The sequence below is a fragment of the Streptomyces sp. B5E4 genome, from assembly GCF_039871555.1.
Taxonomy (GTDB): Bacteria; Actinomycetota; Actinomycetes; order Streptomycetales; family Streptomycetaceae; genus Streptomyces.
On record NZ_JBDPMI010000019.1, the window covers coordinates 115,425 to 137,291 of the forward strand.

The following is a 21,867-nucleotide window of genomic DNA, read 5'->3' on the forward strand; positions in this document are numbered from 1 at the left end:
CCCATTCCGCAACGCCGTTCGAGTCGCTAGGTTGCTCGCACCCCGTCCGCCTTGCGGACAGGAGACCCCACACGCCGGACAGGTTCGCCCACCTTTGACGTCGGAAGGACTCCTGTGTTCCCTCGAAGATTCACGGCTGCGCTGGGCGCGGCCGCCCTCGCCGTCCCCCTGCTCCTGGCCAGCTCGGCCCCCGCCGGCGCGGCGCCCGCGGCGAAGGACGGCGACAAGCTGGCCCGTGAGCTGGTGCGCAAGTCCAGCGCCTCGGACGCGTACAAGCACCTCAAGGCGTTCCAGCGGATCGCGGACCGCAACGACGGCCACCGCGCGGCCGGTTCACCGGGGTACGAGGCGTCCGCCGCGTACGTCTACGACCAGCTTGAGCAGGCCGGCTACGACGTCGAGTACGACACCTTCGACTTCACCTACTCCCAGACGCTGAAGGACGAGTTCGCCGTCGTCTCGCCCGAGGTGCGGGACATCGAGATATATGCGATGACCTTCTCGAAGGCGACCCCCGAGGGCGGCCTCGACGCGCCGCTGGCCGCCGCGCCCGTCGACGCCGACGGCACCTCGGGCTGCGAGCCGGGCGACTTCGGGGCCGGCGACTACACCGGCAAGGTCGCGCTCGTCCAGCGCGGCGGCTGCAACTTCGCCGTCAAGCAGGCCAACGCCGCGGACGCGGGCGCCGTCGCCACCGTCGTCTACAACAACACCGCGGGCGTCCTCAACGGCACCCTCGGCGACGCCGAGGCCGTCAAGGTGCCCACCGGCGGCATCACCCAGGCCGAGGGCGAGGCGCTGACCGCGCTGCTGGCGCAGGGCGAGGTCACCGTCCACGTCGACATCCAGATGATCGTCGAGCCGCGGACCACGCGGAACGTCATCGCCGAGACCAGGCGCGGCGCCGAGGACCGCACCGTCATGCTCGGCGCGCACCTCGACTCGGTCCCCGAGGGCGCCGGCATCAACGACAACGCCTCGGGCTCCGCGGCCCTGCTGGAGGTCGCGAAGGAACTGGCGAAGGCCGAGAAGAAGCCGCGCAACCAGGTGCGCTTCGCGTTCTGGTCGGCGGAGGAGCTGAGCCTCGTCGGCTCCACGGACTACGTGAGCCGGCTGACCCCGCGCGAGTTGCGGGACATCGAGCTGTACCTGAACTTCGACATGGTCGCCTCGCCGAACTACGGCCTCTTCGTCTACGACGGCGACGACTCCGACGGCGTCGGCGAGGGCGCGGGCCCGGAGGGCTCGGCGCAGCTTGAGCGGCAGATCACCGACTTCATGGACAAGAAGGGGATCCCGCACGAGGGCACCGACTTCACCGGCCGCTCCGACTACGGCCCGTTCATCGCGGTCGGCATCCCGTCCGGCGGTACCTTCACGGGCGCGGAGGGGACCAAGACCGAGGCGCAGGCCGTGAAGTTCGGCGGCACGGCGGGCGTGGCGTACGACCCGTGCTACCACACGGCGTGCGACGACCTGGACAACATCAGCATGCCGGCGTTCGACGCGAACATCGACGTCATCGCCCACGCGGTCGGGACGTACGCGCACGACGTCAGCTCGCTGCGCGAGCCGGTGTCGTTCGTGCCCACCGAGGGCAACGAGGGCAGCGGCGGGGGTGCGCACGACGACCACGCGGAGCGGTGAGCGCGTGACGGCGTAGCACAGACGCGAGGGGAGCCCGGGCCGGCGGACGGCCCGGGCTCCTGTCGTTCCTCCCCCTCGCGGCCGCCCGCCGCCCGTCCCGCCGCCGCCCTGCCGCCGCCTCGCCCCCGTCCTGTTCCGCCCTGGTTCTGCCGGGCCCCCGCTTGCCTGCGCCTTGCTTCGCACTTGCCGCTGACTTGTCGCTCCTGTGCCTCACTGCTGCGCCCGGAGGCGCATCCCCGGTAGGCTTTCCGTGTGATCTTCAAGCGCATCGGAAACGGGAGGCCGTACCCCCACCACGGCCGGGAGTCCACCCGCCAGTGGGCTGACGTCGCGCCACGCCCGGTACGCCTCGACCAGTTGGTGACGACGAAGCAGCAACTGGACCTGGAGACCCTGCTCGCCGAGGACTCGACCTTCTACGGCGACCTCTTCGCCCACGTCGTGAAGTGGCGCGGCGACCTGTATCTGGAGGACGGACTGCACCGCGCGGTGCGGGCGGCGCTGCAGCAGCGCCAGGTGCTGCACGCGCGCGTCCTTGAGCTGGACTGACCAGTCCGTTGCCCCTTTCGGGGGGACCCGGGTCACCCTCGTAGATCATTTAGTAGGCACGGCCCCTTCCGGCTACTACGCTGCCGCCATGAGCATGCTGACGCCCCCCGAGATGGGCGGGCCGTACCGCATCAAGGGCACCAAATATCCGCGGATGCGGCGAAGCCGCCGGCGGAGGAGAGTGCTGGCCCTGCTCGGTGCCGTGCTCGCGGTCGCGGTCGTCGGCTGGGGCACGCTCCAACTCGTCGACGCCTTCACCGGCGGCGGCGAGGAGGAGAAGGCGGTGCAGGCCGGTACGCCCGGGGACTGCGGCCCGCGGGACACGGGCGCGAAGTCCGGCGAGGGCAAGGGACGGGAGAGCGGTCCCGGCGGGAAGCCGGCCGAGCTGCCCTCCCCGGGCCACGTCAAGGTCAACGTGCTCAACGCCACCGCCAGGACCGGCCTGGCGCAGAAGACCGCCGACGAGCTGGAGAAGCGCGGCTTCAAGATCGGCAAGGTGGACAACGCGCCCGCGGCGTACGACAAGAAGGTCCGCGGCGAGGGCGTCCTGCTCGGCGCCCCGGGGACGGTGGACGGCGAGCTGAAGGTCCTGGGCACGCAACTGGCGCGGGCGGAGCCGAAGGCGGTGGAGCGCAAGGGCGCGGTGGTCGACCTGATCATCGGCGACGAGTTCCGCGGGCTGACCGAGCCAGCGGAGGCGAAGGCCGCGCTGAAGGCGCTGGCGACACCGGCGAAGACGAAGCCGGGAGCGTGCGACTGAGGACGTCCGGGCCGGGGTGACGGACCGGCCGGAGCCCCGCGCACGGGCGGGCCGAGGCCCCTACGGCGCACGACCCGGAAGGGGGCCGGGACACCGGCGCACGCGCACGCCGCCCCCGCCCCGCGGCCGAACGCGACGCCCAGGGCGACCCGGCGGCCCTCCGGCCCCCGGCCCGGCCCTCGGCGCTCGCCGCCAGGCGTCAGTCGCCCGCCACTAGGCGGTCCCGTACATCCGGTCCCCGGCGTCGCCCAGACCCGGCACGATGTACCCGGCCTCGTTCAGCCGCTCGTCCATCGCCGCCGTGACCACCGTCACCGGCGCGCCCGCCAGCTCGTGCTCCACCGCGTCCGTCCCCTCCGGCGCCGCCAGCAGGCAGATCGCCGTGACGTCGTCCGCGCCCCGCCGGATCAGCTCGCGGATCGACGCGACCAGGGTGCCGCCGGTGGCCAGCATCGGGTCCAGGACGTAGACCTGCCGCCCGGACAGATCGTCGGGCAGCCGGTTGGCGTACGTGCTGGGCTGCAGGGTCTCCTCGTCGCGTATGAGCCCGAGGAAGCCCGCCTCCGCCGTCGGCAGCACCCGCATCATGCCGTCGAGCATGCCGAGCCCGGCGCGCAGGATCGGCACGATCAGCGGCCTGGGACGGGCCAGCCGCACGCCGGTGGTCTGGGCGACGGGGGTGCGCACGTCGACCTGTTCGGTGCGGACGTCGCGCGTCGCCTCGTACGCGAGGAGCGTGACGAGCTCGTCGGCGAGCCGCCGGAAGGTGGGAGAGTCCGTGCGCTCGTCGCGCAGCGTGGTGAGCTTGTGCGCCACCAGGGGGTGGTCGACCACGTGAATCCGCATGCTCCCGAATCTATCCGAGGTCCGGCCGGGCACGGATACCTGTGTGCCGCGGGGGTACGCGTGAAGAAACGGGCCGCGGTTCACCCACAACCGCCAACCGGGTGCAAGGTGGATATGTCCGGCCGGCCCGCTTCGACGCTGGAGGTGTGTGATGCCGGATCGTGATCTGCGCAGCGGTGATCCGCTGGCCGAGGCCCCCGACGACCGCAGCCGGCGCCGCGCCGCCTTCCTCCACGACCTGCACGAAGCCGAGGAGCTGCGGGCGCGCGTCCAGCCGCGGCGCGCCCGGGCGGCGCGGCGGCGGCATGTCCACCGCATGCGGACGTTTCGCTGGTAGACGCCCGATGAGCGGCGGAACGGAGGCCTCGCGGCGGCGCAATTCACGACGCACAGCGGAAGACCCCGCAGACGGCGCAGGTTTCTGTCACGATTCCGGTGAGGGCGGGTCCCCCGCCCCTGGTCGGGGGGAGAGAGCAGGCAAGCTCGACCACCCGGCCCGGCACACCTAGGACCAGTGGGAGAGTCACGGTGTACTTCGCCGCACTGCTCGCGCGCACCGAAGACGGGTGGGAAGCGAGCGATACAGAGCTCGACGACGTGGAGACGCTGGACGACCTGGCCGACCTCGCCCGCGAGGCGACGGCCGACGACGACGAGACCGTGCTGGTGCTGCTCGAGCAAGAGGGCATCTGGTTCGGCGTGATCCGCATAGACGGCGAGGACGACCCGCGCGTCTTCGTCTCGAACGCCGCCGGGGCGGCGCGCAGCGCGTACGGGGAGATCCTGCTCACCCCCCAGTTGCTCGGCCGGGAGCCGGAGGACGACAGCGCCCTGGACAGCCTGACGGACCTGGACGGCACGGAGGACGGCGAGCCGGACGCCGACACCGGCTCGGACGCGGACCCCGACGCCGACCCGGACGCCCCGCCAGGCGCGCCGGCGGGCCCGGTGGGCGACAAGGAGTTGCTGGAGGACCTCGGGGTCTCGGAGAAGCAACTGCTGGCGCTGCACGGCGACGCGGTCAACGAGATCGCCGAACTGCTCGGCGCCGCGGACGTGCTGGAGACTGTCCGCTGACGGAGCCCGGCGGAGAAGGGGAGAGCGGCCCGTACGAGGAGCTGTGGGCACCGCCGATGCGGCTGGCCCTGGCCGAGGCGGAGCGCGCCCTGGAGACGGGAGACGTGCCGGTGGGCGCGGTGGTCGTGGGCCCGGTGAACGCGTCCGGAGCCTCGTACGCCTCCCTGATCGAGGCACCTCCCCGGGGCCGGATCCTGGCCGGGGCACGGAACGAGAGGGAGGCGACGGGCGACCCGACGGCCCACGCGGAGATCCTGGCGCTGCGCGCGGCGGCGGCGGAGCTGGGCGGCTGGCGGCTGACCGGCTGCACGCTGGTCGTCACGCTGGAGCCGTGCACGATGTGCGCGGGCGCGGCGGTCCTCGCCCGCGTCGACCGCGTCGTCTACGCCGCCCGCGACCCCAAGGCGGGCGCGGCGGGCTCCCTCTGGGACGTACTCCGCGACCGCCGCCTGAACCACCGTCCCGAGGTCATCCCCCACGTCCTCGCCCCGGCCGCCACCGCCCTGCTCACCGCCTTCTTCCGCGACGCCCCGACGGCGGACGGACCGCGCCCGTAACGATTTCTGCTCACGGCGGCGGGTGGGCTAAGCTGCGTGGCGGTAGCGTGTCCGAGCGGCCGAAGGAGCTCGCCTCGAAAGCGAGTGTGGGGGCAACTCCACCGTGGGTTCAAATCCCACCGCTACCGCAGGTAGACGAAAGGGCGGATCCGACCGGGTCCGCCCTTCGTGCTGCCGGGGCCTTCGTTGGGTCTCAGCCGGCCGGTTCATCGTCCGGCCCGTTTCCGTCCGGCTTCCGGACGAGCCCGCCCACGGCCCCGCCGGTCCGCGGGTCTCGTCGATACCGGGCGCCGGCGCCGCGAACTCCGGATCGCCGTAAGCCTCCTGGCCGACGACGAAGCCGCACATACGCGGGGTGGGACGGCCGGCGGTTCGGCGATGAGTTTCGCGCCCTGCGCGAGTCACGATCAGTGGAGGCAGTAACGCCACGAAAGGAACTCCGCATGACCGACACAAGCCCCGCCGCACCGGCCGCCCACCCGGACCTCGGCCCGCAGACCACCGTTGTCGCCCTGCTCGCCGCCGGCGTCCCCGACGACCGGCTGGAGGACCCCACGCCGTGCGAGGGCATGGCCGTACGCCACCTGCTGGGCCACCTGGTCGGCCTCACAGCCGCGTTCCGCGACGCGGGCCGCAAGGACCTCGGCCCCACCACCGGCACCGACCCGAGTTCCGGGCCGCGCCCCGACATCGGCCCCGGCTGGCGCGAGGAGCTCGCCCGGCAGCTACCCGAGCTCGCCGAGGCGTGGCACGACCCCGCGGCCTGGGAGGGCGACACCCAGGCCGGCGGCATCACCCTCCCGGCCGCGGTGGCCGGCCGGGTCGCCCTCAACGAGCTGCTCCTGCACGGCTGGGACCTCGCCCGCGCCACCGGCCGGACGTACGAGCCGGACGACGAAACGCTGCGCGTCTCCTACGAACTGCTGGCGGCCACGCCCGACGGGCCCGCGCGGGCCGGCATGTTCGGGCCGGTCATCGCGGTGCCGGAGGACGCACCGCTGCTGGACCAGGTGGTGGGGCTCAGCGGCCGCGACCCCGGATGGACACCGCCCGGACGCTGACACCGGCGTGCTTCGTGATCTCGCGCCCGGCGACCTCGGTGACCTCGGCCGGATCATGCTCTGCCCGATCACCCCGCGCGGCATCGCGACGCCCCTCGTCCGGCTCCCCGACGAGCCGGCCGTCTTCACCTTCCACCTGATCCGGTCGGGCCCACACGACGCCGACCGGATCGAGCGGATGCTGGAACAGAACCGGGCACTGTACGTCGCGTCCGGGACGCCGGCGGGTGTCTGTATCCCGTGAGCGCACTGGAGCTCACCGCGGACGACTGGGCGGAGCACTTCGGCCCTGTCTGGCCGACGGTCCGACGAGCGAAGGAGCGATTCGATCCCCAGCATGTGCTCACGCCCGGGTATCACCCGGGGGCAGGGGACGCGTAGCACCAAGGATTGCGGTGAGGTATATGGCGATGCCCACGGGCCCCTTTGTCAAGTACCCCTGGTCCTCATGATGACTGAGCGGATCACCGCCCCCGGAGCTATCAATCAGCCCCGGTCGACGATCGGTGGCAGCAGCCTGGCCCGGGCGGGCGTTGAGAGCGGATCGGGGCCCAGGCTGCCCGGCAGAGCCGGGGTTGGTGCAGGACTGGCGTCGATGACAACGGCTGACACAGTGAGTTGAGTTGTCGGTGGGTGATGAGGCAGCAGGCGAGTTCGAGGAACGCTTCGCGGATGTGGGCGCGTCTGCGCGGTCCCGGCCCCGGTTCCGGGTTCCGGGGCACGGGTCACGGTGCGGCGGCGTCTTCCTCCGGTACGGCCCGCCGCCCGCAGGCGGCCCTGCGGAGGGGGAGGCGGCCCCGGGGGGAACCGGCCGCCTCCCCCCGCGGAGGGGTGGGCCCTACGACCTGCCGCAGCGAGGGGGGAGTAGCCGCGGCGGACGCGCAGCGGGCCCGCCCCGAGCCCGCCGGGGTCCTGCCGGGCCCGGCGGGGCTCCCTGTCCATGGTGCGCCGGGCACGACCGCGGGCGTGAGACGCAAAAGCCCCCTGTGACCGGGCCTTTAGTCCATAAAACCTGGGTACCACTCCAAGCGCGGATAGAATCGTGCGACTGCGCCTGGGGAGAGAGCGGGAACGGGCGTGTGCCGCACAGGGGAGGCATCGACGCTCGTGGACTACAAGAAGATAGCGCTGGGGCTCCTTGGGCTCTTCGCCGTCTACTCCATCATCAGTTCCCCCTCGCAGGCGGCCGACCTCGTGCAGGTCGTCTTCGAGTGGATCTCCGAGCTGGCCAAGGCCATCGGCGACGTGATGTCCGACCTGCTCGACGACGCCTCCTCCTCCGAGTGACACCGGGTGACACCGAGTGACACCGGGGTTCGCGCGCCGGGGACGGCCGCCCCGGGGCGGCTGCCCACCCGGGTGATCGCCGACCACGCGATCGGCCCCGTACGCCCGTAGGCGATCAGTCCTCCTGCCTGGCCGAACGGCTCCCGGCCGGGGCGCGCAGCGGCGGCCAACTGGCCGCCAACACGGCAAATTACGGTGCTTGCACAGAGTGCGCATCTCTTGTGATGCTATGACCGCTTCTCCGGATTTGCCGGTTTCGTCTGCAGTGCGCGCCGTGACGCCGGCCGTACGTCACGTGGTCGCGAAGGGGTGGTGGTGTGGTGCAGCCGTTGTCCGCTCGTACGGCCCCGCCCGCCCCCGGCCCACCCGCCTCCCCGCCGGTCTCACCCCCCGCTCCGGCCCCGGCTCCGGACCAGGCGCCGGCCGCCACGACGGCCCCGGCCCCCGCTCCCGCGCCGGCCGCACCCGGCCCTCCGGCCGCCGACGGGCCGGCGGCGGCGGCCGACCCCGATCCCGCCGACCCCGGCGATCCCGGCGACCCCGACGCGCCCCGTAAACCCGACTCCCGCGCCCTCACCCGCGCGCTCTTCGCCCAGCTCACCGCGCTCGAACCCGGCACCCCCGAGCACACCCGCGTCCGTACCGCGCTCATCGAGGCCAACCTGCCCCTCGTGCGCTACGCCGCCGCCCGCTTCCGCAGCCGCAACGAGCCCATGGAGGACGTCCTCCAGGTCGGCACCATCGGCCTCATCCACGCCATCGACCGCTTCGACCCGGCCCGCGGCGTACAGTTCCCGACCTTCGCCATGCCCACCGTGATCGGCGAGATCAAACGTTACTTCAGGGACAACGTGCGCACCGTCCACGTCCCCCGCCGGCTGCACGAGCTGTGGGCCCAGGTCAGCGGCGCCACCGAGGACCTGACCGTACGGCACGGCCGCGCGCCCACCACCGCCGAGATCGCCGCGCATCTGAAGATCGGCGAGGACGAGGTGCGCGCCTGCCACGAGGCCGGCCGCTCGTACTACGCCACGTCCCTCGAAGCCGCCCAGGAGGGCGACGGCATGCCGGGCCTGCTGGACCGGCTCGGGTACGAGGACCCGGCGCTGGCCGGCGTCGAGCACCGCGACCTCGTACGCCACCTCCTCGTCCAACTGCCGGAGCGCGAACAGCGCATCCTCATGCTGCGCTACTACCGCAACATGACCCAGTCGCAGATCAGCGCCGAGCTCGGGCTGTCCCAGATGCACGTGTCCCGGCTGCTGTCGCGCAGCTTCGCACGACTGCGATCCGCAAACCGGATCGATTCCTAACCGGATCGGGTAGGACTCTTCGAGGTCACCCCTGACGCGCAGGCTCCGTATCTGCGCGTATATGTCGACTTGGCGCTACAGCGCGTTGCCGACTTGTGACATTCTGCTGGAACGGTGTTTGGCATGCCCCGGCACCCGGTAAGTCAGTCGGAGGCTGCTTCTCTCGGCGGTCCGGCGGGAGTCGAGGTTCCCGCCGGTTCACGGGGAGGGGCGGCCTGGAACCGTCCGCGACCTCAAGGGGGTGGCATGTCCGCAGAACTGGGCAGCTCGCAGATGCTCACCGAAGTCGCGCCTCTCGGCGCACAAGCGGCTTTCCCCGACGCCCGGGCCGCCATGGCCCAGGGCCCGGACCGCATCCTGGACCCGTCCCCGGACCCGGCGGCCGCGGCCCACGCCCCGGCGCCACCGGCACCGCCACCACCCCTCGGGGTCGCGGCGCCCCCGAACCCGCCCGACGCCGCCGCCCCGGCCATCCCGGCCCCCGCCGCCCCGGCCGACGACGCCGCCCCGGAGCCCGATACCGCCCCCTCCGGCAGCATCGACACCCGTACGCTCTCCCGCGCCCTCTTCCTCCGCCTCGCCGAGCTGCCGCCCGGGGACAGCCCCGAGCGGTCGTACGTGCGCGACACCCTGATCGAGCTGAACCTGCCCCTCGTGCGCTACGCCGCGGCCCGCTTCCGCAGCCGTAACGAGCCCATGGAGGACATCGTCCAGGTCGGCACGATCGGCCTGATCAAGGCGATCGACAGGTTCGACTGCCGGCGCGGCACCGAGTTTCCGACCTTCGCCATGCCCACGGTCATCGGCGAGATCAAGCGCTACTTCCGCGACACGAGCTGGTCCGTGCGCGTCCCGCGCCGGCTGCAGGAGCTGCGCCTGGCGCTCACCAAGGCGAGCGACGACCTCGCGCAGCAGCTTGACCGCTCCCCGACCGTGCCGGAACTCGCCCAGTACCTGGGGGTGTCCGACGAGGACGTGGTCGACGGCCTCGCCGTGGGCAACGCGTACACGGCCAGTTCCCTCGACTCCCCGGCCCCGGAGGAGGACGGCGGCGAGGGCTCGCTCGCGGACCGCCTCGGGTACGAGGACACGGCGCTGGAGGGCGTGGAGTACCGCGAGTCGCTGAAGCCGCTGCTGGCTCAACTCCCGGCGCGGGAGCGGCGGATCATCATGCTGCGGTTCTTCGGGAACATGACGCAGTCCCAGATCGGCGACGAGGTGGGCATCTCCCAGATGCACGTGTCCCGGCTGCTGACGCGGACCCTGGCGCAGCTTCGGGCAGGGCTGATCGCGGACTGACGACGGGGGCCGGCGCGGGGCCGGCCCCGGCTCGTACGCCGTATGCCGTACGCGCAGGTGCCCTGGACGGCACCGTAAGCCGCGTCTACGGGAGCGCGGAGGGCGAAGGCGCCGTAGGCGACCCCTGAAGACCACGGGGACTACGCAAGCGCCCGCCCCGGACGCAGTACGCGGGACCCGGGACGGGACCAGGACCAGGATCCGGCCCCGAACTCAGAACCGGGCACCCCTCATGCGGGCCCACGGCCCCCGGCCCGGCCGGCGGCTCATCCCACCGCGAGCCACACCACTCCCGCCAGCACCGCCACCGCGACGACGATCCCGATGATCATCCCCACCCGCGGCCCCGAACTCGCCGCCGCGGCCGCCGGCTGCTGCGGCCCCCGCGTCTGCGGGCCGCCGCCCTCGTCCACGAAGGCGCGGAACATCTGCGTGCTCCCGGCCGGGTCGTAGTTGGGGTCGGGCTGTTGACCTTGCGGATTGTGAGCCATGGAGCAGGACACTAGCGAACGCCCCGGACGCCTGTCAGCGGGGGGAAGGCCCCCTTCCGCCCGGCCCCGCCGCCCCCGCCCCGGCATCGATTGCCTTCGGCAACCATTCGTCATACTGTTGCTTAGTGCAACAAACTAAAGTCGAATCTCCCGGCATGACCCACCGGCAGATACTGGAGGCCCTCTCGGGCCTGCTGCTCGGCATGTTCGTGGCCATCCTCTCCTCGACCATCGTCAGCAACGCCCTGCCCCGGATCATCGCGGACCTCGACGGCACGCAGAGCGCGTACAGCTGGGTCGTCACCGCCGCCCTGCTCGCGATGACCGCCTCCACGCCCCTGTGGGGCAAGCTCGCCGACCTCGCGAGCAAGAAGTTCCTGGTCCAGCTCGCCCTCGTGATCTACGTCGCCGGCTCGATCGTCGCCGGCCTCAGCCAGAGCACGGGCATGCTCATCGCCTGCCGCGTCGTCCAGGGCATCGGCGTCGGCGGCCTCAGCGCGCTCGCGCAGATCATCCTCGCCGCGATGATCTCCCCGCGCGAACGCGGCCGTTACAGCGGCTACCTCGGCGCCACCTTCGCCGTCGCCACCGTCGGCGGCCCCGTCCTCGGCGGCGTGATCACCGACACGAGCTGGCTGGGCTGGCGCTGGTGCTTCTACATCGGCATCCCGTTCGCCATCCTCGCGCTCGTCGTCCTCCAGAAGACCCTCCGGCTGCCGGTGGTGCGCCGGAAGGTGTCGATCGACTGGCGCGGCGCGATGCTGATGAGCGCGTCCGTCTCGCTGCTGCTGATCTGGGTCACGCTGGCGGGCGAGTCGTACGCGTGGCTGTCCTGGCAGACGTTCGCGATGACCGGCGGCGCGGTCGCGCTGGGGCTGGCGTTCCTGTGGGTCGAGACCTGGGTGCCGGAGCCGGTCCTTCCGCTACGCCTCTTCCGCAACCGCACGATCACCCTCGCCTCGCTCGCCTCCCTCTTCGTCGGCATCGCGATGTTCGGTGCGACGGTCTTCCTCAGCCAGTACTTCCAGCTCGCCCGCGGCGAGACCCCGACGAAGTCGGGCCTGCTGACCATCCCCATGATCATGGGGATCTTCCTGTCGTCGACGATCTCGGGGTGGGTCATCACCCGTACCGGCCGCTGGAAGGTCTGGCTCGTCGCCGGCGGGCTGCTGCTCACCTCGGGGCTCAGCCTGCTGGGCACCATGCGTTACGACACCCCGTACTGGCACATCGCGATCTACATGGCCGCGCTCGGCACGGGCATCGGCATGATGATGCAGAACCTGGTCCTCTGCACCCAGAACCAGGTCGACCCCGCCGACCTCGGCGCCGCCAGCTCGGCGGTCGCGTTCTTCCGCTCCCTCGGCGGCGCGGTCGGCGTCTCCGCCCTCGGCGCGGTCCTCGGCGGCCGCATCTCCGGCTACATGCGCGACGGCCTCCACGACCTCGGCATCCCCCCGGCCCGCGCCGCGGGCGAGGCCGGCGGCGACGGCACGGCGATCCCGGACCTCGCGGAGCTGCCGGTGCCGGTGCGCACGGTGGTGGAGAGTTCGTACGGGCACGGGCTGGCGGACATCTTCCTGTTCGCGGCGCCGGCGGCGCTGCTGGCGTTCGTGATGGTGGCGTGCATCAAGGAGGTGGCGCTGCGGACGCGCAGCGGCTTGCAGCAGGCGGCCCCGGCGGAGCGGCGGGTCGAGGAACTCACGCGGGGGTGATGGTGGGCCCGACCTGCTCGGCGACGCGGTCGCGCATGGCGGCCAGGCCGGCGAGGACGCACTCCAGGGCGAAGTTGAAGTCGCGGTCGCGCTGCTCGTGCCCGGAGAGGGCGGAAACGGGGCCGGCGGACGCGGAGCCGGTGGGCACGGAGCCCCGGGAAGCGGGACCGGCAGGCAGGGGGACGGCCGGCGCCGGAGCGGCCGCGGCGGGCGGCTGCACGTACTCGGGATGCTCCCGCAGGGTCCGTACGAACTCGCGGTAACGCTCGTCCTCCGGCACCCCCGCCTGCTCCGCCGCCGCCTCCGACACGCCCGTCGCCCGGCACAGCTCCGCCCAGCGCCCGCCGGCGCCCCCGAACCCGTACGAGAACGGAAACAGCAGCGACAGCCCGCCCGTCAGGCACTCCTCGGGCAGCCCGGCCCGCCGCATCGCGCGCTGCGCGGCGGTGACGCAGGCCATGGCGTGCGGCCCGACGTTCAGATACTCGCCGGCGAGGCGGGAGACCCAGGGGTGGGCGACGAGCATGCGCCGGTGCTCGTGCGCGAGCTGCCGGAGCTGCGCGGCCCAGTCGCCGCCGTCCTCGGCGGGGAGGTCCAACTCGGCGTAGGCGTGGTCGAGGGCCAGCTCCAGGAGTTCGTCCTTGGTGTCGACGTACCAGTAGACGGACATGGCCGTGACGCCCAGCTCGGCGGCGAGCCGCCGCATCGACAGCCGCCCCAGCCCCTCGGCGTCGAGCAACCGCACGGTGGCCGCGACGATCTTCCCCAGATCCAGCCCGCCGGCCTCCCCCACGGCAGGTGCGTACCCCCTGCGCCGCCCCTGCGCCCGCCCGGTGAGCCAGATGCTCACGCGGGCGCCGCGGCCCTTCCGGCGGACGGACGCCATCGTGCGCCTCCCAGCGGTGCTGTCGCATCGTGACCACAGGCCTACGAACCGAAACGGCCCGTACACCGATGCTATGCCCGCTCCGCCCCGGCTCCTCCCCTTCGCCCCGACCCCGCACCCCGGCAATGCCTTTGCCCAGACGGCCCGGTGACCGGTACGGTGGGTGCGATTGGCAGCGGCCCCGCCGCCTGTGCCATCATCTGCACACACCTGCTTGACCGGCAGATGTGCGGGAGGCGTCGCCTAGTCTGGTCTATGGCGCCGCACTGCTAATGCGGTTTGGGGTTTACCCCCCATCGAGGGTTCAAATCCCTCCGCCTCCGCCACCCGACCAGCGAGCCCGTGCCGTACGGCGCGGGCTCTCTGCATGTCCCGGGGAGACACGGTTTCCGCAGGTCGGCGGGGGTGCGGGAATCGGATTTCACCTGGCGCGGAGGGTCATGTAAAGTTGTGCCCGCAACGCCAGCCGGGCCGCCAATGCCCGAAAGCGGGCGCTCGTAGCTTAACGGATAGAGCATCTGACTACGGATCAGAAGGTTGCAGGTTCGAATCCTGCCGAGCGCGCAGCAGCTCAGAGCCCCTGTCGAGTAATCGGCAGGGGCTCTTGTCGTAGTGCTGACGGCGGTGGTTGACGGCAACCGCCGGGCGGAGCAGATCAGACCGCGACCAGCCTCCCGGCCGTACCGGCGTCATCGTCATGCCCGTTGCCGTCAACGTCGTCGGCGCCCAGGGCGTCGCTCATGCGCTCGAACGCGGAGCGCTGTGCGTCGTGGCGCACGAACGTGTAGATGTCCGTGGTCACGCGGATCGAGCTATGCCCGAGGACCCGCCCTGCTCGCCTGATCCTGCGGAGCTACGACGCAGGATCAGGCGGGGGTCTACCTGGCAGTCACCGGTACCCGGTTGCCGGGGGTGTCGAGCCAGAGGCACTGACTGTGCGGGCTGACTGTCAGTCCGAAGCGGTCGAAGCCGGGGCGGTCGTGTTCGCTCCACCAGCGGTAGGCCCTCTCGACCTCATCCCACAGCTTCCGGGGCCCGGACTGCACCACCTCGAATTCGCTGCGGTCCGGTTCGTAGTCCGCGGTCGCCCAGGAGGTGACAGCAGCGTCGCGCAGCCACAGCGTGTACGAGCCGTCCGGGTAGGACTCCATCCATGGAAACGCCGCCGGCACCTGAAGACCGATGGCGAACATCACCACCCAGTCCCCCACGTCATCCGGGGACAGCGAGGTCACCGACTTGGCACCGTCTGCTGGCCAGGGACGGCCCTTGAGGTAGTCACGCACGTGCGCGCGGGCAGTGCGCTGCGCGCGCAACCGCATGAATGCCGAGGAGCCCACGAAGTGGCCGGAGGCGGTGCCGTCGTCGGCCACGGTGAGCCGGGCGACTGCTTCCCCGCCGTACGTTGGCCCCCAGGGGACGACGATCACGCCGCCGGGTCTGGTCTGCTCGATCCACGCGGCCGGGATCCGGCTGACGGAGCAGGTAGCGATCACCCGGTCATACGGCGCGAGCGGCGCGTAGCCCTGGGCGCCGTCACCGACCACAGTCACCGGATCGCACCCGGCCACGGCCAGGCGGGGGCGGGCATCCTCTGCGGCGGCCCGGTCCACCTCCACAGTGACGACGTGGGGCGAGCCGAGCCGGTGCGACAGCAGGGCCGCATTCCAGCCCGTTCCGGTGCCGATCTCCAGCACGCGGTGCCCGTCGTCCACGTCCAGCGCTTTGAGCATGGAAAAGACCATGGAAGGCATCGAGTTGGAGCTTGAGGGGATCTTGCCTTTGCCGGGGCCGGTGTAGGCGCCGTCATCCCACTGCGTGGTGATCGGCGCATCCCGGTAGACCGCCTGCCACCACAACTCCGGTTCCTCGGACCGGATCACCCGGTCGCGAGGCCGGTTCATACCCGCCTGACCCGGCCAGATGACATCCGGCACGAACAGATGCCGAGGCACCGCCTCGAACTCAGGAAGCCAGTCGGAGGTCAGCACCCCCTTGTCCAGTAACACGGAGGCCAGCCGTTCAGGGCCAGCCTCCGCAACCTCGGGCGTGGTCATTCAGCGTCCGTCCGCCGGGCCCTGGCCGTCGTTGGTGTTGCCGCCCTCATCCGAGCCGCCTCCACCGTGCTTGTTCCCGCTGTCGCTGTCATCCTGCGGGTTACCGCCCTCAGCCATCAACAGCCACCACTGCACACCCATCTTCATGACCGTCCTCCTCGATTCACTCTGCTCGCTACCGTCCTGCTCGCGGATGGGGGAGCCGGCCGGTGCACACGGCCCCGGTCAAGCGGAGTTGCCCCCGGCGGCCAGCCCGACCACGACCACCACGCAGACCGCGATCCACGCCACGACCATCAGCCGTTACCGCATGACGCATCACCCCCGCCCTCCCCGAGGTCCCCCCGCGCTCTCCGGGTCGACCACCACGGCCCACACGGTCTTGCCGATCGCACGCTCCGCCACCCCCCACCGGTCCGCGAACTGCTCAACCAGATGCAGCCCGAAGCCGCCGTTGTCATCCGGCGCACGCGGCACGGGCCGCGTGTCGGAGGCGTCATGCACCTCGATACGCACCCCACAGTCCAGCCGGACAAACCGCGTCCCGACCTCCCGACCCGGCACACGGGCATGCACAACGGCATTCGTGACCAGCTCCGAGACCACCAGCACAGCCCGTTCTTCGACCCCGACCAGCCCCCACCCGGCCACCGCCTTACGCACCTGCGACCGCGCCAGCGCCACACACCCCGGATGCCGCCGCCACTGCCACGTCACCGCTTGTCCGTCTGTGTCTAGCTGCTGAAGCCGCATGACCGACAGGATGGAAGAGGAGGTGCCGATCTCGATTCCCAGCGAGGGGGGTACCCACGGTGGGTACACTCCGGGAACGGATTGGCTGATGAATCCGTTGAGCCAGATCGCGGGGAAGTCGCATGTCAGACCGCATGTCGCCAGCCGCTCTGCCGGCCCACGTCTTGAACCGTGCCGATGTGCAGGCCGCGCTGCGGTGCCATGATTTCGGCAAGGTGTTCAAGCTGGCACGGCAATGGGGCGGAATCAGCTTCGTAAAGATCGCCGATGCCTGCGACATCAAGCCCGAGCGGGTAGGGAAGTTAGCCCGGGGCGTAGGCGCGATCACCACTTACGAGAAGATCACGCGCGTTGTGGACGCACTGGCCGTTCCCGGTCACCTCGTCGGTTTGGCGCCACGTCCGTGGGAACAAGCGGAACCGGATGGGGCACCGAGCGGCCAAGGGAATCGACCGCCGCTCCCGCCTGATCATTCGAGGGCGGCAGGTGTCCCCTGGCCAAGCAGGGCGGCAACAGCCGATCAAGAAGGAGACGACGTGCAGCGCAGGAGGTTCCTCGCGGCAACGGGACTCGCAGGAGTCGCCGGCATGCTCCCCGAGAACGGGGCGGGATCCCGTCTCGGGCAGCGGGACGTAGAGCACCTGCGGTTACGTTCCTCCCGGCTCCGCCGCTTGGACGACGTTCTAGGCGGGACAGACACACGCCACGTCTACCGCGCCGAGCTGGACGCGACCGTGCGCCTGATGAGCCGCGCCAGTTACTCGGAGAAGACCGGCAGACAGTTGCTCACCGTTGTCGCCGAACAGGCGCAGCAAGCGGGTTGGGCCGCATTCGATGCCGGAGACCAGCGGGAGGCATCCACTCTCTACCGACGGGCGCACGAGGCTGCCAGAGAGGCGAAGGACACGGCCCTTGAGGGCAACGCCCTTGCCTTCCTCGCATACCAGCAGGTCAGTAGCGCAGCGTCGGGGGTGGCTACCGCGGTCGCATCGTGCAATGCCGCGGGATCCGATGTGCGTCCCACCGTCCGAGGTCTGCTGTACGAGCGCCGGGCCTGGGCTCATGCGCGTGCCGGGGAGGCGAAAGAGACGGAGCGTGCGCTTGCTCAAGCAGAGGAGGCCCTGAGCGACAGCGCCGACGAGCCGGGGCCGGATTGGGCATCGTGGGTCGACGGGCGTGAGTTGCAGATCATGAAGGGCCGCTGCTGGACGGAGTTGCGCCGCCCGCTGCGTGCCGTCCCCGAGCTTGAGGCCGCGCTTGCCGACTTCGACGACGCACATGCGCGGGACAAGGCCCTTTACCTCTCCTGGCTCGCTCACGCCTATCTGGACGCCGGGGAGGTCGAGCAGTCTGTCAAGGTGATCAGCAGGGCCATCGATCTCTCAACCGGAGTCGGCTCCGTCCGTCCCCGGCAGCGCGCCCGCACCTTCCTGACCCGCTTGCACCCTCACCGGTCATGGGAAGGGGTCGCCGAGGTGTTGCGCCGAGCTGCGTGACTCAGGCCGGCGCATCGCCCCCCGGTTCCTCTCCCACGGTCCGACGTACCCAGTCCAGATAGCCCCGTGCGCCAGCGGTGATCGGGACGGCCGTGATCTCCGGGTTGTTCCACGGATGGTGCTCCAGCAGGTGCGTTTCAAGTTCCGCGTAGCGGTCGGCGGTGGTCTTGAAGATCACCTGCCATTCCTCGCCCTCGCCGAACTCCCCCAGGTGCCAGAACAGCGAGACCACAGGGCCGACCACTTGCACGCCTGCCGCCAATTGCGCCTGTGTCGCGCTCCGGCCGAGCGCCACGGCCGCCTCCCGGGTTTCGGTCGCCGTATAGACCTGTACGAACTCACTCATGCCCTGAGGCTAACGACTCGTTGAGAGCATCACCGCTACCCACTCACGGGATGACGGACTGACGGCAACCGTGACGGCAACGACCACACACACAACAGGTCAAAGGCCCCTGGACGTTAATCCAGGGGCCTTTGACATCAGCGGTTGACATCAACCGACTTGCTCAGGCGACAGCATGCACCCCCGCGGAGCCGTCGTCATCGTCTCCGCTCTCGTCCTCCCCGAGTGCGTCATCCATGCGGTTGGCCGCTTCCTGGAGGGTCGTGTCCATCACGTGCGCGTAGAGGTCCAGCGTCATCGTGATCGCGCTGTGCCCCAGGGTCTCCATGAGGGTGCGGGCGTCCACACCCTGTGCAAGGAGCATCGACGCGCACGTGTGCCGGAGGTCGTGCACTCGGACTCTGCGCACCTTGGCCTGCCGGCAGAGCACGGTCAGCATGCGGTTCAGGCTCCGTGGGTCGGTCGGACGCCCGGTCACGGTGGTGAAGACCAGGCCGTTCGGCTGGTGCGGAAGCGGGTCCCACTTCAGCCCCGCGGCGGCCCGCTCTTTGAGCTGCTGCTCTCTGTGCTCGCGGAGCGCGGAGACGCACCGCTTGGGCAATGAGAGGGTGCGCACTGACCGCGCGGTCTTCGGGGTGCCGAAGATGAGTTCCCGCCGGATCCGCTGGAGGTTGCGCCGGACCCGGAGCCTCCCGGTCGTCAGGTCGATGTCGTCCCAGGTGAGCGCGAGCACTTCCCCGCGGCGCAGACCGGTGCTGACCATCACGGGCCACAGGGGGTAAAGCCGGTGGGGTCGGGCCGCCTTGAGCAGTATCCGGACCTCCCTCACTGCCTGCTGTAAGGCGGAGCGGAGGACCACGTGCGTGTACTGGACGGTGCGCGCGGAGGGGAGGCGCCGGCAGCACTTCGTCTTCGCGCAGCACCCCTGCTCGCCCTCGCCGCGGGCCGCATCCACCCCGCGGCGGCAGCAGAGGCAGGAGTCCTTGAACTCCGCAAGGAAGCGGCGTATGTCCTTCGGGAGTGGGAGCGATGTAGAGCCGGGTCGGTTCCTCGTAGCTGCTCAGGGTCGCGGGCTTCAGCCGAGCAGGTGCGGTGGTGGCCGGCCAGTACGTCAGGTAGTCCGCGAGCGGCATGGCGGAGGTCGCAGCAGGAATCCCCTGCCGGGTCTTCTCCTGCAACTCCGAGAGCCTTTCGGCAACGTCGGGCGGGCCCTGCCGTAGACGGACTTCCGGACCCGGGTGCCGTCCGGCCTGTAGACGTACGCGGCAGCGTGGTACCTGCCGTCTTTTCGCTTGGTGACGGTTCCTTCGCCGCCGTGGGCGCGTCGCTTGGCCATCAGGCGACTTCCTCCATCTGTTCGGTGATGAACCGGAGGGCGAGAGACGCGGCAGGCACTCGACAGGCCCGGCCGATGGTGATGCTCGCCAGAGCTGCGTCGAAGGGTCAGCCCACCGGGGTGCTGCGTCGCAGGGTGTCGGTGGCGGTTCCGGTGCGCTGCATGCGGTGCCAGCCGAGACGGGCGCCGAGTAGCGCGGTGACCACGGACTGGATCACGACGAGGTACATCAGCTGGCGGTAGACGAAGAGTTGCAGCGGCAGCGTCCACAGCGGGCCCGGTTTCTCCCGGTCCAGCCGCAGCGCGTAGACGGCCGCGACGAACTGGACGGCCGTGAAGCCCAACCAGACCTGCATCGCCTGCCCGGCGTCTTGGAAGAGCAGCCCGTACACGGCGTACAGGTCGACGATCGGCGCGAGCAGCGGCAGCAGGGTCTGGAAGACCCACAGATAGCTCAGACCCCGCCGGCCGAAGCGACCCGCCGCTCCGCGTTCGACGAAGGCGCGGCGGTGCTTCCACATCGCCTGCAGCGTTCCGTAGCACCATCGGTAGCGCTGCTTCCACAGCTGCTTGACGGTGGAGGGTGCCTCCGTCCAGGCGATGGCGTCCTCCGCGTACACCACCCGCCAGCCTGCCCGGCACAGTGCCATGGTCAGGTCCGTGTCCTCGGCGAGGGTGTCCTCGCTCAGTCCGCCGACGCCGAGCAGAGCTTGGCGGCGGAAGCCGCCGATGGCGCCCGGCACGGTCGGCATGCACTCCAGGAGGTCGAACATCCGCCGGTCGAGGTTGAACCCGATGACGTATTCCAGGTGCTGCCAGCGGCCCAGCAGCCCGCGCCGGTTGCCGACCTTGGTGTTGCCGCTGACCGCGCCGACGGCCGGGTCGGCGAACGGCTGGATGAGCCGGTACACGGCGTCCGGTTCGAAGACCGTGTCACCGTCGATCATCACGATCAGGTCGAACTGGGCCCAGGTCAGCCCGGTGTTCAGAGCCGCGGACTTGCCCGCGTTCTCCTGCCGGATGACCATCACTCGCCGGTCCCGCGCCGCCACCGCGTTCGCGATCTCGTAGGTGCGGTCGCTGGACCCGTCATCGACGACGATGATCTGGATGTACGGATGGGTGGAGGCCAGCAGCGAACGCAGCGTCGCCTCGATCCCGGCTTCCTCGTTGTAGGCGGGGACGATGATGGTGACCAGCTCGCTGACCTCTCCGGCGCGCCGGGATACGCGCCCACGCCGTACCCGGCGTACATGCCGACGGGCGAAATGGAACAGCAGCAGCATGCGCAGCACCGTCAGCGCCCCGGCCACCACCAGCAGCCACGTCATGCCGACCGCGAAGGCATGCGCACCGGCCTGTGCCCACAGCAGCCCGGTGCCGCGCACCTGGGCGGCGAGCGAGGCGTCGGCGGACCCGGCCGGCAGCTTCATCGCCGCGGAAAGGGTGGTGAACCTGGCAGCCGCGGAGCGTCCCTCCAGCAGGTCGGCCACTTTCGTATAGGCGCCGGGGGTGTGCCCGAATTGCAGAACACCGTCTCCTGCGGCCACGATCAGATACCCGTCGCCGCCTGCCCGCTCGGCCGCCTCCCACTGAGCGGCGCACAGCTTCTGCGGGGTCGTGGTGTGCGGTAGGCGCAGCAGCCTGGTGTGCACCCCGGCGCTGCCGGCCAGCACGTTCTGCGTGAGGGACAGCTCCAGCGCGCTGCGCACCGCGCCCGCCTGTCCGAGATCGGTGGCGGTGTAGGTGTAGGAGCCGAGCTCATGGCCCTCTGAGCGGATGCGCTCGACGAGGCCGGGGTGCTTGGCGGCCTCCGCGCCCGTGACGAAGAAGGTGGCCTGGGCGTGGTGCGCGCGCAGGAGATCCAGCAGCCGCGGGGTCTGGACCGGATCGGGCCCGCCGTCGAAGGTCAGGGCGGCGACGTCGTCCGGCGGAGCCGCCGACTCGACCGTGCCGCCGGTCACGCGGAGCACAGGCCCCCCGTCCCTGACCTCCCGAGGTGCGGGGGCAGCGCAGGACTCGGCGGGGAGCGCGGCGGTGCCGATCTGGTGGTAGGTGAAGCCCTCGAACAGCAACGCGGCGACGCACACCGTCAGCGTCAGCAGCAGCAGGAACCAGTGCGCGCGCGGATCACGCCGTCGCGCGTGCCGGCTCAACGGCGACCTCCTCCGCCCGTGCCCGCCGGAGGATCGGCCCGGTTGTCGGAACCGGCTCCACCGGTGCCGGACCCCCGCGTGGCGCCGGGCACCGATGTCGCCGAAGCGGAGGCGGTCGGGCCACTGCTGGGAGAGGCCGCGCTGCCGTCGGTCTGGGACGGCTCCTGCGTGCTGTCGGGGGTAGGCGCCTGAGACGCGGTGCGCGACGGGGCGGCCTGCGGGGTCGTCGGCGCTG

24 protein-coding genes and 3 tRNA genes are annotated in these 21,867 nt (G+C 71.2%); 17 read left to right on the forward strand and 10 right to left on the reverse strand.

The genetic code is table 11. The features are described 5' to 3' along the window. Positions 1 to 114 precede the first annotated feature (114 nt). From ABGA99_RS23310 to ABGA99_RS23320, 3 genes are all read left to right on the forward strand, one after another. Positions 115 to 1,647 carry a M28 family metallopeptidase gene (locus tag ABGA99_RS23310; protein ID WP_347583370.1) on the forward strand — a complete coding sequence of 511 codons (1,533 nt, stop codon included), beginning with the start codon at positions 115 to 117 and terminating at the stop codon, positions 1,645 to 1,647. Positions 1,648 to 1,899: 252 nt separating this feature from the next. Next, the gene (locus ABGA99_RS23315; RefSeq protein ID WP_018836497.1) at positions 1,900 to 2,196 is read left to right on the forward strand and encodes a type II toxin-antitoxin system VapB family antitoxin; all 297 of its coding nucleotides are present in this window, start codon (positions 1,900 to 1,902) and stop codon (positions 2,194 to 2,196) included. A 94-nt stretch (positions 2,197 to 2,290) separates the two neighbouring features. Next, positions 2,291 to 2,956 (forward strand): LytR C-terminal domain-containing protein, encoded by a 666-nt coding sequence (locus ABGA99_RS23320; RefSeq protein ID WP_347583378.1) that lies wholly within the window; start codon positions 2,291 to 2,293, stop codon positions 2,954 to 2,956. 213 nt (positions 2,957 to 3,169) lie between these two features. Here ABGA99_RS23320 and upp read toward each other — a convergent pair whose 3' ends face one another. After that, positions 3,170 to 3,802, reverse strand: a complete 633-nt coding sequence (gene upp, locus ABGA99_RS23325) for a uracil phosphoribosyltransferase (protein WP_347580946.1) — start codon at positions 3,800 to 3,802, stop codon at positions 3,170 to 3,172. Between the two features lie 151 nt (positions 3,803 to 3,953). Here upp and ABGA99_RS23330 point away from each other — a divergent pair, with 151 nt between their 5' ends. The 9 genes from ABGA99_RS23330 to ABGA99_RS23370 all read left to right on the forward strand — a co-directional run bounded on the left by ABGA99_RS23330 (position 3,954) and on the right by ABGA99_RS23370 (position 10,396). Next, complete coding sequence (locus ABGA99_RS23330) at positions 3,954 to 4,139, forward strand: hypothetical protein (protein WP_347580947.1); 186 nt, start codon at positions 3,954 to 3,956, stop codon at positions 4,137 to 4,139. A 191-nt stretch (positions 4,140 to 4,330) separates the two neighbouring features. Further along, complete coding sequence (locus ABGA99_RS23335; RefSeq protein WP_347580948.1) at positions 4,331 to 4,879, forward strand: hypothetical protein; 549 nt, start codon at positions 4,331 to 4,333, stop codon at positions 4,877 to 4,879. A 56-nt stretch (positions 4,880 to 4,935) separates the two neighbouring features. Next, entirely contained in the window at positions 4,936 to 5,436 is a 501-nt protein-coding gene (locus ABGA99_RS23340; RefSeq protein WP_347580949.1) for a nucleoside deaminase, read from the forward strand. Between the two features lie 41 nt (positions 5,437 to 5,477). Continuing rightward, positions 5,478 to 5,564, forward strand: a tRNA-Ser gene (locus ABGA99_RS23345). 315 nt (positions 5,565 to 5,879) lie between these two features. Beyond that, positions 5,880 to 6,497, forward strand: a complete 618-nt coding sequence (locus ABGA99_RS23350) for a TIGR03086 family metal-binding protein (protein WP_347580950.1) — start codon at positions 5,880 to 5,882, stop codon at positions 6,495 to 6,497. A 7-nt stretch (positions 6,498 to 6,504) separates the two neighbouring features. Beyond that, positions 6,505 to 6,741, forward strand: coding sequence for a hypothetical protein (locus tag ABGA99_RS23355; RefSeq protein WP_347580951.1), 237 nt, complete (start codon positions 6,505 to 6,507; stop codon positions 6,739 to 6,741). A gap of 863 nt (positions 6,742 to 7,604) precedes the next feature. Further along, on the forward strand, positions 7,605 to 7,784 hold the full coding sequence (locus ABGA99_RS23360) for a hypothetical protein (RefSeq protein WP_347580954.1): 180 nt from the start codon (positions 7,605 to 7,607) through the stop codon (positions 7,782 to 7,784). A 317-nt stretch (positions 7,785 to 8,101) separates the two neighbouring features. After that, entirely contained in the window at positions 8,102 to 9,097 is a 996-nt protein-coding gene (locus ABGA99_RS23365) for an RNA polymerase sigma factor SigF (RefSeq protein WP_347580955.1), read from the forward strand. Between the two features lie 246 nt (positions 9,098 to 9,343). Beyond that, the gene (locus tag ABGA99_RS23370; protein ID WP_347580956.1) at positions 9,344 to 10,396 is read left to right on the forward strand and encodes an RNA polymerase sigma factor SigF; all 1,053 of its coding nucleotides are present in this window, start codon (positions 9,344 to 9,346) and stop codon (positions 10,394 to 10,396) included. Between the two features lie 266 nt (positions 10,397 to 10,662). Here the strand turns inward: ABGA99_RS23370 and ABGA99_RS23375 are convergent, their stop codons facing one another. Then, entirely contained in the window at positions 10,663 to 10,887 is a 225-nt protein-coding gene (locus ABGA99_RS23375; protein ID WP_347580957.1) for a hypothetical protein, read from the reverse strand. Positions 10,888 to 11,042: 155 nt separating this feature from the next. On the opposite strand from ABGA99_RS23375, the gene ABGA99_RS23380 reads away from it, so the two are divergent. Then, the gene (locus ABGA99_RS23380; protein ID WP_347583371.1) at positions 11,043 to 12,602 is read left to right on the forward strand and encodes an MDR family MFS transporter; all 1,560 of its coding nucleotides are present in this window, start codon (positions 11,043 to 11,045) and stop codon (positions 12,600 to 12,602) included. On the opposite strand, the gene ABGA99_RS23385 is transcribed toward ABGA99_RS23380, so the two are convergent. Beyond that, positions 12,589 to 13,488, reverse strand: coding sequence for a TetR/AcrR family transcriptional regulator (locus tag ABGA99_RS23385; protein ID WP_347580959.1), 900 nt, complete (start codon positions 13,486 to 13,488; stop codon positions 12,589 to 12,591). The two genes, ABGA99_RS23380 and ABGA99_RS23385, sit on opposite strands and share 14 nt — an antisense overlap. Before the next feature lie 232 nt (positions 13,489 to 13,720). Here ABGA99_RS23385 and ABGA99_RS23390 point away from each other — a divergent pair. Further along, positions 13,721 to 13,814: transfer RNA gene (locus tag ABGA99_RS23390), tRNA-Ser, on the forward strand. A gap of 165 nt (positions 13,815 to 13,979) precedes the next feature. Further along, positions 13,980 to 14,052: transfer RNA gene (locus tag ABGA99_RS23395), tRNA-Arg, on the forward strand. 91 nt (positions 14,053 to 14,143) lie between these two features. Here ABGA99_RS23395 and ABGA99_RS23400 read toward each other — a convergent pair. From ABGA99_RS23400 to ABGA99_RS23415, 4 genes are all read right to left on the reverse strand, one after another. Further along, the gene (locus ABGA99_RS23400) at positions 14,144 to 14,290 is read right to left on the reverse strand and encodes a hypothetical protein (protein ID WP_347580960.1); all 147 of its coding nucleotides are present in this window, start codon (positions 14,288 to 14,290) and stop codon (positions 14,144 to 14,146) included. A 76-nt stretch (positions 14,291 to 14,366) separates the two neighbouring features. Continuing rightward, positions 14,367 to 15,545, reverse strand: a complete 1,179-nt coding sequence (locus ABGA99_RS23405; RefSeq protein WP_347580961.1) for a methyltransferase domain-containing protein — start codon at positions 15,543 to 15,545, stop codon at positions 14,367 to 14,369. Beyond that, positions 15,546 to 15,692 (reverse strand): hypothetical protein, encoded by a 147-nt coding sequence (locus ABGA99_RS23410; RefSeq protein ID WP_347580962.1) that lies wholly within the window; start codon positions 15,690 to 15,692, stop codon positions 15,546 to 15,548. 171 nt (positions 15,693 to 15,863) lie between these two features. Further along, the gene (locus ABGA99_RS23415) at positions 15,864 to 16,298 is read right to left on the reverse strand and encodes an ATP-binding protein (protein WP_347580963.1); all 435 of its coding nucleotides are present in this window, start codon (positions 16,296 to 16,298) and stop codon (positions 15,864 to 15,866) included. Between the two features lie 122 nt (positions 16,299 to 16,420). Here ABGA99_RS23415 and ABGA99_RS23420 point away from each other — a divergent pair, with 122 nt between their 5' ends. After that, positions 16,421 to 17,794, forward strand: a complete 1,374-nt coding sequence (locus ABGA99_RS23420) for an XRE family transcriptional regulator (RefSeq protein WP_347583372.1) — start codon at positions 16,421 to 16,423, stop codon at positions 17,792 to 17,794. 1 nt (position 17,795) lies between these two features. On the opposite strand, the gene cutA is transcribed toward ABGA99_RS23420, so the two are convergent. From cutA to ABGA99_RS23435, 3 genes are all read right to left on the reverse strand, one after another. Beyond that, entirely contained in the window at positions 17,796 to 18,140 is a 345-nt protein-coding gene (cutA, locus tag ABGA99_RS23425; protein WP_347580965.1) for a divalent-cation tolerance protein CutA, read from the reverse strand. Positions 18,141 to 18,303: 163 nt separating this feature from the next. After that, positions 18,304 to 19,095, reverse strand: a complete 792-nt coding sequence (locus tag ABGA99_RS23430; RefSeq protein ID WP_347580966.1) for a site-specific integrase — start codon at positions 19,093 to 19,095, stop codon at positions 18,304 to 18,306. A gap of 488 nt (positions 19,096 to 19,583) precedes the next feature. Then, on the reverse strand, positions 19,584 to 21,632 hold the full coding sequence (locus ABGA99_RS23435) for a bifunctional polysaccharide deacetylase/glycosyltransferase family 2 protein (RefSeq protein WP_347580967.1): 2,049 nt from the start codon (positions 21,630 to 21,632) through the stop codon (positions 19,584 to 19,586). A gap of 63 nt (positions 21,633 to 21,695) precedes the next feature. Between ABGA99_RS23435 and ABGA99_RS23440 the strand changes: the two genes are divergently transcribed. Continuing rightward, on the forward strand, positions 21,696 to 21,824 hold the full coding sequence (locus tag ABGA99_RS23440) for a hypothetical protein (RefSeq protein ID WP_347580968.1): 129 nt from the start codon (positions 21,696 to 21,698) through the stop codon (positions 21,822 to 21,824). Positions 21,825 to 21,867 lie beyond the last annotated feature (43 nt).